Below are 12,494 nucleotides of genomic sequence, written 5' to 3'. Positions count from 1 at the left end.
AGTGAAGTGCTTGATGAAAAGTGTGCGCAGGTGTTTTCCGGATGATTGGGATCCTATGTAATAAAACGTCTATTGTTCATAAATAAAAGGCGAATTGCGATCCGACGGGCTACTATCTACTCAGAAGGATCACACATTCAACTACCAGGAGATTGGCAATGCCTCTCGTTTTCTCGAACATCAAGACAGACTGGGACAATGCGGTCGCATTAGGCGGAATCCTCCCCGCGGCAGCTACCTACGATGACGCGACAGACGAAGGCGGCACCCTTATTTACTTGCCATTCGAGATTCAGAACGAGGAGTATCACATCACCGTACCGCTCGCGAATGGTGGCGTGGCGAATTCCTGCCACGTAACCGCAGAGCGGCCGGCACCTATTCATCTCGATACCAAAAAAGGGAAGAAAGCCGGGACGACATACACCGTGAAGAACAAGCCGAGCGCGTATTACGATTTTGTTATTAGTGGGGGGGCGGTGCCGAATGTCGTGTTTTCGCACACAAGCAAAGTCGAGATCCTCGGAAAGGGGCCTCAGAAAGTCTTCAGTGCTAGTTTTACAGGCGTCCTGACCAACGCGGTGCAGGATATCATGCGCGCCTTTGCGCTACATATGCTCGGCCTCGGATCGGCGCACGCAACGCCGGGCTGACATTCAGATCGAAGCGAGCGATTTCGGACGTATCGCTTTCCCTTTGGCGTAGCGCCGGGCGTCCTTGCGTCGCCGACCGCGCCCTACGGCACAAGCGTAGTTACCTGCCCCGGCTGCACCACTTTGATCACGCCGCCCCAAATGCAAACGAGCGTACCTTGAGCATCCAGCGCCGGCATGGCGCCCAGCGTCACGGTTGGCGCACCGCCGGGAATCCACGGCGACGGTGTAGCCGGAACGCAGGGCATCGGCGTAAACACACCCAGCGCCGCGGCGGTCGCGGCGATCACTGTGGGATTCGCCGGGCTTTGGCACAGCGCGAACGGCGTGATATTGGCGATGGGAATCGAGTCGGCAATCGTCGCGGCGGGCACGCCGCTCACTAGCACGCGATTGACGGGGAGAACGTTCAGCGTGCCCGGCGCGCCGCCGAACGAGCATTGCAATGTGGCACCGGCGCAAACTTGCGGACTGGTCATGATGTACCTCCTTGTGCGTTGCCTGCGCGAGGATCAGGCCGAAGACGGATTGGCGAGCGACTGCCACCATTGTTTCCAGCGCGGCAGCGGCTTGCCGTCCGCCGCTAGCGGGCGGTTGTCGTCGGTATAACGTTTCGCCGCTTCGAGCGGTTTTCCGGCATTGAACGGCTGCCGCAGCGCGAGGCAACCATTCGGATGGAATCGTTGCAAGACCCCATGCAGCTTGCCGTTGCGGTAATGCGCTTCTTCGAGCAGCGTGCCGTCGGCCAGCCAGGTGCGCGATACGCCGTGCAGCACGCCGTTCGCGTAGTGCTCCTCGCGCTGGATCTTTCCATCGGGGTGGTAGAAAAGCGCCTTGCCGTCGAGCTTTCCGTTCGCATACTGCACTTGCGCTGAGGAATTGCCCTCAGGATAGAAATAGGTAGCCGGGCCGCTGAGCACGCCATTCGCGTAACGCATCATCGCGACGGGGCGTCCTTCCGTCTCGATGCGCACGGGGCCGTGCAGCGCGCCGCCCAGCGTCGCGCCTTCAATGCGCGTGTCGTCGCGTTCTATCGTGACCGGTCGAATCGTCTCCATGCTCGCCTCAGTTGATCTTCACGATGCCGCCCTTGACCACCAGCATGCCGCCGCCGTCCACCGTCTGCTGTACGGCGCCCTTGTTCGTCACGCTCTGCGCCTCGTTCGAAAGCGTGCCGTCCGACTTGTTGGTCAGCGACGTCCCGGCCTGATTCGTGAGCGACACGGCGGCCTGATTCGTCAGCGACGCGTCGCTCTTCGCCGTGAGGTTGCCCGTGCTCTGCAGCGTTAGCGTGCCGCTCACCTTGATGGTGAGGTTGCCGTCCACAGTGAGCGTCATGTTGCCCGTCACTGTCTGATCGAGATTGCCGCCCACGGTCCGCGTCTCGTTGCCGCCGGCTTTCACGGTGCGTGCGCCTTTGATGTCGACGGTTTCGTCGCCCGTCTTGACGGTCGTGATGCGGTTGCCCTGTTCGACCGTGAGCGTATCGTTGCCTTCCTTGATCGTATGCGCGCGGTCGTTCTTGATCGTGCTCGTTTCGTTGTGGTCTATGGTCCACGTCGCGTCGTTGATCACCTTGGCGTTCAGGTCCTTTTGCGCCTGCAGGAAGATTTCCTCGCTGTCCTGTTTGTCTTCGAAACGCAATTCGTTGAAACCGTTGCCGCCTTTCGAGGTATTCGTCTTGATGCCGGATTGCGTCTGGTTGTCGGGCAGCGTATAAGGCGGCAGGTTCGCGCCGTTATACACGCTGCCCGTAATGAGCGGCCGGTCCGGATCGCCGTCGATGAAAGTCACCACGACTTCGTCGCCCACGCGCGGCATGAACTGCATGCCAAAGCGCTTGCTCGCCCATGGCTGTGCCACGCGAATCCAGCACGAACTCTGTTCGTCGTTCTGGCCGTCGCGGTCCCAGTGAAACTGAACCTTCACGCGGCCGTACTGATCCGTCCACAACTCCTCGCCGCTTTTGCCCACCACCGTCGCGGTCTGCGTGGGCATGAAGGGGCGCGGCGTGATACGCGCGGGCCGCCATGTCGTCGCGAACGGAAACGCTTCGAAGCGGTTGCGATAACGGTTGTGGTCGGCTTCGTGAATCACGCTGCGTACGACCCATTCGATGTTGGCGTCGCTCGATTCGTGATCGGCCAGCGTAAAGCGGCAACCCGGCGCCAGCGCGCGGCAGTCGCTTTCGCCAATGAGGATTCGTGTGGGTGCACGCAGCGCGTCCACGCGGTGCCTGGAGAGTGTGGAGCCATCGCCACTGGTGGCATAGCGCCCTGGGTACTCGTACACGCTATGCCCGTTCGACGCCGCCTGTGCCTGCGAATAGAGCTGCGCGGTCGGCGTCTCCCACGCGTAGTCGGTATGCGAGAAGAGCCCGGTGGCCGTCTCTTCGACGACCTCGCAATGGACGATCTGCGTCGATTCGCGTGTGCCGCTCGTGCCGCCTGTGTAGTGCAGTGTTGCGTCGCCGGGCAAGGGCGTGAAGGCGTCGTTGCTGTCGGCAATGACGAGCGTATGGCTGCCCGTATCGTGGCGGAAGAAATAGAACCAGCCTTCCTCTTCGCAAAGGCGGCTCACGAACGCAAAATCCGATTCCGCGTACTGCACGCACCATTCGCGCGTAGCCGGCGTGCCCGTGATGGAGATGGAGTAGTCCGTCAAGCTGTGCCCCCCGAATACGGCCTGGATGATCTCCTGCGCGTTTTTGCCCTGAAATAAGCGGTTGTTTCGCGAGAGGGTGAGCAGCCACAACCACGAACGCAGTTCCAGGGTGAAGTGGCTGGCATCTATCGTCGAGGGCAACTGCGCGGCGCGCGTGCAAACGGCGTCGATGAGCCGAGGCGATTCGCCCCACGCGAGCGAGAGCGTTGCATGGTTGGCCGTCATGCCCGAGGGCGCGGGCGGCGGCAATCCGCCGTGAGCGTGCAGCGTCAGCGTGGTGGGAGCGTCCAGTGCCTCGCGCGCCTCGAAGCTGGCGGGAAAGAGGGTGCTGAACGCGCTGCCGGTGAGGCTGATGCGCGCATCGGTGTCGGCGGAGATGGGGCGGTTCATCGCGAGGGTAGTGTTTCGTGGCTGGTGGTGTGCATCGTCATTCGAGCGCCCACTGCGCGAGCGTGCCGACCAGCTCGTTCATCAGCACGTTGTCGATCTCGCGCGCACCACCCGCGGCGCGGCAGCGCGCGAGCACGGCGTCGATGATCCTGCTGTCGAAGGCGAACTGTTTGCCCGTCGCATCGCGGTACCGTATGCGCAGTTGTTCGAGCTTCTTTTCGATGATGGCGCGCAGCACCGTGTCGTCGAGCGCCGCATAAGGCACGGCGGTCATGCGCGCGAGAAACGCCGGGCGAAACGCGTGCAGCAGTTCTTCGTGCAGCCGCCGCGCAAAGGCATCGGTGGCAAGCGTTGCGGCAGGCGTATTGAGCAGCAATTCGGCGCCGACGTTGCTGGTGGCGAGGATCACCGTGTTGCGAAAATCCACCACGAGCCCGGTGCCGTCTTCCATGACGCCCTTGTCGAAGACGTTGTAGAAGGCTTCGAGCACGTCGACATGCGCTTTTTCGATTTCGTCGAGCAGGACGACGCTATAAGGGCGCCTGCGCACCGCCTCGGTGAGCTGGCCGCCGCTCGCATAGCCCACATAGCCCGGCGGCGCGCCGCGCAGCTGCGAGACGGCATGCGCTTCCTGATACGCGGCGAGGTCGATCACGATGAGATTGCGCTCGCCGCCATAGAGTGCATCCGCAAGGGCGTAGGCCGTCTCTGTCTTGCCGACCCCCGTTGGTCCCACGAGCAGGAAAACGCCTACCGGGCGCAACGGGTCGGCGAGCCCCGCGCGCCAGGCCTGGATGCGCATGGCGATGCGGTCGAGCGCCGCGTCTTGCCCCACGATACGCTGCGCGAGACGGCCCTTGAGCGTGCGCACGGCGTGCGCTTCGTCAGCGAGCATCTTGCCCACGGGAATGCCGGTCCAGCTTGCGATCACGGCGGCGATGGTTTTCGAGTCCACGCAAACCGGCACCATGGGGTCGTCGTCGCGAATCGCTTCGAGGCCGCTTTCGAGGCGCGCCAGTTCAGCGGCGAGGTCTTCGCGCGGGTCCGCGGCCTCGTTGTTCTCGTTCGCGTCCGCGTTTTCTGGCGGTTCGTGCGTGCCTTCGTTGAAAGCATCGCGAGGCGCCGCGTCGAGGGCGGCCAGACTCGCGCGTACCGCGAGAATCTCACGCACGGTAGCGGCTTCGTCACGCCAGCGTCCCTCAAGCGTCTCGACAAGCGTGGCGTTGTGCGCATGTTCGGCTTCGAGCGCGGCGAGACGCTGCGTGTGATTCGCGCCGAGTACCGTTTCCGTGCGCAGGCGCAGCAGCTCGTCGTCGAGCGCGCGCTGCCGGTGCCTGGCCGCTTCGAGTTGCGGCGGCGTGTCGTGCTGCGCCAGCGCCACGCGCGCGCAAGCGGTATCGAGCACGGCGATCGCCTTGTCGGGCAACTGGCGCGCGGAGATGTACCGGTGCGAGAGTTTCACCGCATCGACGATGGCGGCGTCGAGGATCGTCACGTTGTGATGCGCTTCGAACTTTTGCGCCAGCGCGCGCAGCATCGCGATGGCCGTCGGCTCGTCGGGCGCCTCGATCTGCACGAGCTGGAAGCGCCGCGCGAGCGCGGGGTCGCGCTCGAAGTACTTCTTGTATTCGAGCCACGTCGTGGCCGCGATCGTGCGCAGCTCGCCGCGCGCAAGGGCGGGCTTGAGCAGATTGGCGGCGTCGCTGCCGCCTTCCGCGCCGCCTGCGCCGATCATCGTATGGGCCTCGTCGATGAAGAGCACCACCGGTCGCGGCGAGTGCCGCGCTTCATCGATCACGGCGCGCAGACGCCGCTCGAACTCGCCTTTCAGGCCCGCACCCGCCTGCAGCAGCGCGAGGTCGAGCATGCGCAGCGAGACTTCCGCAAGCGGCGGCGGCACGTCGCCCGCCGCGATGCGCAGCGCGAGACCTTCGACCACGGCCGTCTTGCCCACGCCCGGCGCGCCCACGAGCAACGGGTTGTTCTGTCGCCGCCGCAACAGGATGTCGAGCGTTTGGCGAATCTCCGCATTGCGTCCGATGATCGGGTCGATGCGTCCGGCCCGCGCTTCGGCGGTGAGGTCGAGCGTGTATTGGTCGAGCAGGGCGGGCGCTGGCGCCTCGGGCTTGAGGGCACCGGTCAGCACGGGAAGGCTCGCGCTGTCGTCCATGGCCGCTTCGAGCGGTGCGATCGGCAATGTCGAGGCAAGCGGCGACATCGCTTCGATAGGCGCGAGCCAGACACTCATATTGGCGCGCAGCGCGGCGCTCGCCACGCGCAGCAGCGTGGGCGCCCCATGCACGGCGCGGGCGCGCAGCGTGTCGTTTTCGAGCAGGGCGATAAGCAGCGTCGCCGCGCGCACGCGCGGTTGCTGGAGCACGACGGTGGATTGCACGAGCGCGTCCTGGAGCCACACGAGCAGGTCGGGCGAGAACGACGGCATGCCCGTGTTGCCGCGCTTGAAGCGCGCGATCGTCATGCGGATCTCGGCGCCGAGCGCGGCGCGGTCCACGCCGAAGTGCGGCAGCACGCACGCGAGATCGCCGCCCTCGGGTTCGGCGAGTGCGAGCAGCCAGTGTTCGATTTCGACCACGAAATGTGTTTCGCGCAGGCATTGCTGCGCGGCGCGTTCGAGGGCTTCGCGCGGCTCGCGCTCGAGGCGCGCAACGAGCGTCTTGAGATCGAGCGTCACGGCCCGGTACGCCCCGGAACGTCTTCGGGCGCGAGGCGCGTGAGGCGCGCGGGCGCCGATTCCGCGGCGCCGGCCCAGGCGGTCCAGCCGAGCTTCGGCGGCGCGAGCCGCGAGAGGCGCGCGCGCGGCAATTCGCCCGCGGCGAGCTGCAGTTCGAGATGCACCTTGAGTTCGGCGCCGAACCATTCGGAGGCCAGCGAATTCAGTGCTTCGTGAGCGGGCGCGCCGGGCAGGAAGGCTTCGTACTGCGAACGCCTGAGCGGACCCAGCCGCACGCGTATGCCCTGGTGTTCGTCCCAGATCCTCGTGCCCGCTACGGCATCCTGACCGAGCCGCCGGTTGCGTCCACCGGAGCCGATCGCCGTGCGGCTCGCCGGAGGCAGCGTGCGCCATCCGCCTTCGAACGGCGTCGAGCGCACGTGCACGCGGAAATGATGCAGCACCATGACGTCGAAACCCGCGATCGAGCGTCGACGGTTCGCGAAGAGGCCCGCGCGCGCCAGCACGGCGCGCAGGTCGAGCGGCTCGGGCGGTATTGCGGCTTCCTGCCCCGCGCGGTTGTACGAGGCGCGCGAGTTCAGCGAGGCGTTGCCCGTCAGCGCGCGCAGCACGACATCGGCCGAGCGCTGCGTCGTGGCGGGCAGCGGCTCGGCGCTGCGGTACTTGCGCTGTGCGCGATAGAGCAGCGCCAGCAGCCGGTGCTGGAAGATGTCGAGAAACGCCGCCGCCGAGCGGTCCTTGCGGCGCAGACGGTCCTGCAGCCATTCCTGCCATGCACCGGGTAAGGGGCCGTTCGGGCCGCCGAGCGCGAACGCGTTAACCTGGAGCTGGGGCGGTCCCGCATGTCCGGATTGTGCGGAAGCTTCTTCGCCCGCCTGAGGCGCAAAAGCGAGCGAGCGCGGTAAGCCGCGCCGCAATGGCCCGAGCGCGCTCGCCGGAAACGCGGGAGACAGATTGCCGCTCAACGCGAGCGCTTCCTGGCCGGGGTCGAGCCCGGTCCCGAGCGGCTGCGCGTGCGGCTGCAACAACTCGAGCAGGCGCACGGCCTGCGTGAATTCGAACGCGTGCGGTTCGTCGAACAGCCGCTGCGTCAGAGAACGAGCGGCCTGCCCATCGTCGGCCGCCATGTGCGGATCTCCCGACCGTCGCGCACGAGCGAGGTCTGTACGAAACGGTTGACGCTCGCATAGAGCGAGAAGAATTGCGCGAGCACGCCGGAAAAGAGAACGGTGCTCGCGCCCACGAAGCTCGCTTCGTCGAGTTCGATCCGCACGCCGAGTCCATTGCGCCAGCCGCGCCAGCGGTCCGTACCGACATGCGCGACGATCGGTTCGCTCGACACGGCCACGAGCCCCGCGATCTGGCGCTGCGACGGGGCATGCGCGCCGAGATTGTGGAGCATCAGCATTTCGCGCAGCGACTGCAGCGCCTGCGGACCTTCCACGATCGACGTGTGATTGAGCACGAGTTGCGACACGAGGCGCCAGCGCGACGTGCCGTCGAGCGCGGCCACGATCTGCGGCGTGGGCCGATGCGCAATGCGCACGCTCGCCACGGGGCCCGGCACTTCGAACGACAGCGCGGCGCCCGGCGCGAGCCGGTGGGCCAGATGACGATTGGTACACAGCAGATCCGCAGTGAGCGTGCGCGCTGCGGGCGCGGCGGGATTGAAGCGCGTATCGACGAATGTGAGCATGACGTCGCTGCCGGGACGTGACGGATGCAGCCCGCTCACGCGCCGCGCGTACCAGTACACAGCCGAATCCGCGCCGTGCATCGAGCCGTACCAGGGCGGCACGTCCGTGACCGTGCGGCCCGCCACGGCGCGCACGTTGCGCACGGCGTAGATCTCGGTGCTCGATTCGCGGTGCGCGTCGGGGCTCACGCGCATTTCACGCGCCGTCCCGTCGGGCCGCAAGGGTTCGGAGGTGCGCGCGAACAGATTGAGCGCGCTCGCGCAGCCGAGCTGGATATCCTGCGTATGCAGCGTGAAGCGCCCGCGCGGGGCGGCCGTGAAGCCGATCACGAGATCGAGGCTGTCGAGTGCATCCGCAGGCGGCTTGAACGGCAGATCGAAGAACGCGAACTTCTCGGGAAAGGCGAAGTACTCGACGAGCAGTCGGCAGGCCGGATGCGCACCGTCTTCGAGCGGCAGCAGCGCGTCTTCTTCGTCGAAGCCAACTGGGGAGGGCAGGCCGCGTTGCGCCTGTAACGTACCCTCGGGGGTCTGTAGCCAGGTGGCGGCGCTGTGTGCGCCGAGCAGGTCGTAGAGCGCGGCGGACGTGACGGGCGACCCCGTGAGGCGCACGCGCAAGCGCTCGATCGGCAGCGCGCCCAGCTTGTGCGGCCCGATGCCCCGCAGCGTGAGCCGCAGTGCCGATTGCAGCGACGCGTTGCCGGTGAGCGCCTGGGCTTCCTCGGCGTCGAGCAACTGGGCGGCGGCGAGGGTGATCGGCCAGAGCGTCACGTCGCTGCACGTGCGCCAGTGGATCGTCGCGCCGCTCGCGTCCACGTGCATGAGGGTCGTGTCGCGCGGCACGCGATAGCCCGCGGCGATGCTGCCTTGCGTGGGATCGGGCTCGAACTGCACGATCGTCATGGAAGGCACCGGCCGCGACGCGTAGGGATAAAACTGTTCGAGAAGGCCGTCCGTGAGCGTGGTGTATTCGTCGTCGAGCGTGCGCTGGAGGCGAGCGGTTAGCACCGCGAAGCTTTCGATCAGGCGTTCGACGTTCGGATCGGCGCTCTCGCCGGGGCCGAGTTCGAGCCGCCGGGCGATCTTCGGATAACGCTGCGCAAAGCCTTCGCTCGCGCGGCGCAGATAAGTCAGCTCGCGCTGGTAGTAGTCGAGCAGTTGCGCATCAAGCGAGTCGTTCATCGACGATCCCGATGGACTGCGTTTCGCCATCCTGCCCGGCGACATAGGTGACGACGTGCTCCACGCCGTCGCTGCCGCGCAGCGTTCCCCGAATGCGCAGGCACAGCCGCCATGGCGCGGCGGCGTCCGCTTCGATTTTCACGCGCGGCTCGCGAAGGCGCGGCTCGAACGCGCGAATCGCCTCGGCCACTTCGCGCTCGATCACCGCCCGGTCCTCCGCGCGTGCCGCGCTTTGGCCGCTCCAGTCGGGCAGGCCGTAAAGCAGGACGTCCGGCGCCCGCGGCAGGCGTGGCGTGCCGCGGCGCGTGTTGAGAAGGCGCAGCAACTCCGCGCGCACCGACGCGCGCAAGCCGGCCGCGTCCAGTGTGCGCGCGGCGAGCTCGTCGACGGACTCGTGCGCGTCGAAGGGCGCGTCGTCGGCCAGCCGCTCGAAGAGCGGCATGGGCGCGATGGCGATGAAGGCGCGGACGTTCGCCATAGGTGGTGCGCGCTAGGCTGCTGCCTTCACGACCTTGTTCGCGGCCAGGTCCCACGTCGTGGCCGCGGTGCCTTCCTTGGTGGCGTCGTCCTTCTGCGCGGTGAGTTCCCACTTGATCTTCGTGAAGTTCAGCGAGAGCGTTTCCACGGGCTTGCCACCCGCGCCGCCCGACACGCTCACGTTGCTCAGCACGACGTTGTTCAGCGTATAGGTGATGAACGGCATGATCTTGCCGTCGCTTTCGGCGGCGTTGCGGCCCACCACGATGGTCGCGCTCGCGATGGCCTTGCCGGAGCAACAATATTCGTTGAGCGTGGGCGTGGCGACGTCGACGAACTTCGTCACGGTGAATTCGCCGAGATGGGGCTTGCCCGAGGTGCGCTCCGAGTTGCTGACGTCGTTGGTGACCTGCATCGCCACGTTGTGGCTATACGACATCAACTCGATCTTGTCGGTATAGCCTTCCAGCGTGCACTCGCCTTTGATGTCGCTGCCGAGGTCGAGAATGATCGAATCCATGGTTTGCTGCTCCCGAAGCAGTAAAGAACCGCGCGGGCCGCGTGCGCGGCGCCAGGCGCGTTCAGGGACCAGGGGCGCTCATGCGCCGCCTGGCCGTCGTCTGTTCATCGAATCGCTTTTTTGCGGGTGGATCAGGCGGCCGCCGGCGGCGGCAGCGTCGCCACGAGCCGGATCGAGGCAGTGAGTTCCTCGAGCTGGAAGTGCGGCCTCAGGAATACCGTCGCGCGGTACGCGCCGGGTTTGCCCGGCACATCTGTCACGTCCACGCGCGCCTCGCGCAGCGGATACTGGGCCTTGATTTCCTGTGGCGCGTTGTCGTTCACGAGCACGTAGTCGGCAATCCACGTGTTGAGATAGGCGCGCACGTTATCGCGCGTCATGAAACTGCCGACCTTGTCGCGCATGATCGCCTTGATGTAGTGCGCAAAGCGCGACGCCGCGAGGATATACGGCAGCATGGCCGAAATGCGCGCGTTCGCCGTGGCCTCGGGCGTGTTGTAGAGCGCCGGCTTGCAGGCAGTCTGGCCGCCGAAGAACACCGCGAGCCCTTCGTTCTTCTTGTGCACGAGTGCAATGAAGCCGAGCGAATCGAGCTCCTTTTCGCGGCGGTCGGTGATCGCCACTTCCGTGGGGCACTTCATGGCCTTGTCGCCCGAAGCCGTCTGAAAGATATGGTCCGGCAGGCGCTCGACCGCGCCGCCGCCTTCCACGCCGCGAATCGCGGCGCACCAGCTGTACTGCGCGAACGCGTTGGTGATCCGTTGCGCGAGGGCATAGGCGGAGTTGCCCCACAGGTACTTCGAGTGGTCGGTGCCGTCGACATCTTCGAAGAAGTTCATGCCCTCCACCGGATTGCTGTCCGGATGATAAGGACGCCGCATCAGGATGTGCGGGAGCGTGAGCGCAACATAGCGCGAGTCTTCGCTCTTGCGGAATTCGCGCCAGCGGGCCATGTCGATCGTCTCGAAGACCTTCGAGAGATCGCGCGGCACGCCCAGCTCCGTGAAGCTCGACATGTCGAACAGCTGCGGGTGTGCCGCTGAAATGAACGGCGCGTGCGCGGCAGCGGCCACGGAGGCGAGCTTTTCGAGCAGGCTCACGTCAGGCGTCTGGCGCGTGAAGTAGTAGTCGCCCACCAGCACGCTGAAAGGAAAACCGCCGAACGTGCCATATTCCTCTTCGTAGATCTTCTTGAAGAGCGCGCTCGTGTCGACGTCGATGGCCTTCTCGAGATCGTTTTGCAGGTCTTTCTTCGAAGCGTTCAACAGGCGCAGTTTCAGGCGCGTGCCCGTTTCGGAGCCCTTCACCAGAAAATGCAGTCCGCGCCACGACGACTCCAGCGCCTGCATGTCGGGGTGATGCAGCACCTCGTTGAGTTGCTCGCTGATCAGCTCGTCGATCTTGCGGATGTGATCGTTGATCATCGCCACCGTGTCGCGGCTGATGGTCATGTTCTTGTCGAGCACCTGCAGCGCGAACTCGGCGAGTAGTTCGCGCGCGTGCTGCTGCTGCTCCTCGTATTGCGCCATGCGTCCTTCGTGCACGATGCGGTCGAGCAGCGTGACCGTACCCGCCTGCGCGGTCGCGGCGGCCTGTATATCGGACATGATTGTCTCCTCGCGTTGGGCTTAGCTGGCCGGCGTGTCACTGGAAGGGCTGGCGGGTGCAGCGGCGTCGCCCGCGGGCGGCGGCAGCTGCGCAGTCGGCGTGTCCAGCGGGTGGGCCGAGCGGATTTCGCTCAACCCCTTCGGGTCATGGACTACTTCCTGGAGCAGCTTGTCCAGTTCGTCGTTGCCGTCGAGCTTGGTGAGGAGGTCGCGCAGGCGCAGCCGCGCGTCGTAGAGCTGTTTGAGCGGGCCGATCTGCTGGACGATGCTCACAGGATCGAAGTCGTCGATATGCTCGAACTTCAGGTCGACGTTGATCTTGCTGCTGTCGGCAGCGAGCGTGTTGTCGACCTGCAGCGTCACGCGCGGCCCAATCGACTTCATCACGTCGTTGAAATTGTCGCGGTCGATGTCGACGAAGCGGCGCTCCGTCATTTTCGGCAACGGCTCGACAGGCTTGCCGGACAAGTCGGCAAGGATGCCCACGACGAGCGGCAGTTCACGCTTTTCGATGGCATTGCCCGTTTCGACGTCGTACGTGATCTGGACACGCGGCGGTCGGTTCCGTTCGAACCAGTGCTGGGTACTGTCGGCCATGGTCACCTCGGTGGCG

Annotated in this window: 11 protein-coding genes; 1 reads left to right on the top strand and 10 read right to left on the bottom strand. The window is 65.5% G+C overall.

Annotation, left to right across the window (positions count from 1 at the left end; all coding sequences use genetic code 11):
- Positions 1–158 precede the first annotated feature (158 nt).
- Positions 159–653 (top strand): hypothetical protein, encoded by a 495-nt coding sequence (locus AB3X99_RS34765; protein ID WP_342946198.1) that lies wholly within the window; start codon positions 159–161, stop codon positions 651–653.
- 83 nt (positions 654–736) lie between these two features.
- Here AB3X99_RS34765 and AB3X99_RS34760 read toward each other — a convergent pair whose 3' ends face one another.
- From AB3X99_RS34760 to tssB, 10 genes are all read right to left on the bottom strand, one after another.
- Positions 737–1,132: a DUF4280 domain-containing protein gene (locus AB3X99_RS34760; RefSeq protein ID WP_368619571.1), complete on the bottom strand. Its 396-nt coding sequence runs from the start codon at positions 1,130–1,132 to the stop codon at positions 737–739.
- A 33-nt stretch (positions 1,133–1,165) separates the two neighbouring features.
- Positions 1,166–1,711: a toxin-antitoxin system YwqK family antitoxin gene (locus tag AB3X99_RS34755; RefSeq protein WP_342946196.1), complete on the bottom strand. Its 546-nt coding sequence runs from the start codon at positions 1,709–1,711 to the stop codon at positions 1,166–1,168.
- Positions 1,712–1,718: 7 nt separating this feature from the next.
- Entirely contained in the window at positions 1,719–3,707 is a 1,989-nt protein-coding gene (locus AB3X99_RS34750) for a type VI secretion system Vgr family protein (RefSeq protein WP_368619570.1), read from the bottom strand.
- A gap of 37 nt (positions 3,708–3,744) precedes the next feature.
- Positions 3,745–6,399 carry a type VI secretion system ATPase TssH gene (gene tssH / locus AB3X99_RS34745; RefSeq protein WP_368619569.1) on the bottom strand — a complete coding sequence of 885 codons (2,655 nt, stop codon included), beginning with the start codon at positions 6,397–6,399 and terminating at the stop codon, positions 3,745–3,747.
- Complete coding sequence (gene tssG / locus AB3X99_RS34740; protein WP_368619568.1) at positions 6,396–7,526, bottom strand: type VI secretion system baseplate subunit TssG; 1,131 nt, start codon at positions 7,524–7,526, stop codon at positions 6,396–6,398. Before tssG ends, tssH begins: the two co-directional genes overlap by 4 nt.
- Positions 7,490–9,277 carry a type VI secretion system baseplate subunit TssF gene (gene tssF / locus AB3X99_RS34735; RefSeq protein WP_368619567.1) on the bottom strand — a complete coding sequence of 596 codons (1,788 nt, stop codon included), beginning with the start codon at positions 9,275–9,277 and terminating at the stop codon, positions 7,490–7,492. The genes tssG and tssF overlap by 37 nt, the downstream gene beginning before the upstream one ends.
- A complete protein-coding gene (gene tssE, locus AB3X99_RS34730; RefSeq protein WP_368605829.1) occupies positions 9,261–9,755 on the bottom strand; it encodes a type VI secretion system baseplate subunit TssE in 495 nt (164 codons plus the stop codon). Before tssE ends, tssF begins: the two co-directional genes overlap by 17 nt.
- A gap of 12 nt (positions 9,756–9,767) precedes the next feature.
- Entirely contained in the window at positions 9,768–10,274 is a 507-nt protein-coding gene (locus tag AB3X99_RS34725; protein ID WP_069267982.1) for an Hcp family type VI secretion system effector, read from the bottom strand.
- 131 nt (positions 10,275–10,405) lie between these two features.
- Positions 10,406–11,881 carry a type VI secretion system contractile sheath large subunit gene (gene tssC / locus AB3X99_RS34720; protein WP_069267983.1) on the bottom strand — a complete coding sequence of 492 codons (1,476 nt, stop codon included), beginning with the start codon at positions 11,879–11,881 and terminating at the stop codon, positions 10,406–10,408.
- A gap of 21 nt (positions 11,882–11,902) precedes the next feature.
- Positions 11,903–12,478 carry a type VI secretion system contractile sheath small subunit gene (tssB, locus tag AB3X99_RS34715; protein WP_069267984.1) on the bottom strand — a complete coding sequence of 192 codons (576 nt, stop codon included), beginning with the start codon at positions 12,476–12,478 and terminating at the stop codon, positions 11,903–11,905.
- Positions 12,479–12,494 lie beyond the last annotated feature (16 nt).

The organism is Paraburkholderia sp. BR10882, assembly GCF_040948855.1.
GTDB classification, from domain to species: domain Bacteria; phylum Pseudomonadota; class Gammaproteobacteria; order Burkholderiales; family Burkholderiaceae; genus Paraburkholderia; species Paraburkholderia nodosa_A.
The sequence above is the reverse complement of the archived record's forward strand: the minus strand, read 5'-3'. Positions and strand labels throughout refer to the sequence as shown.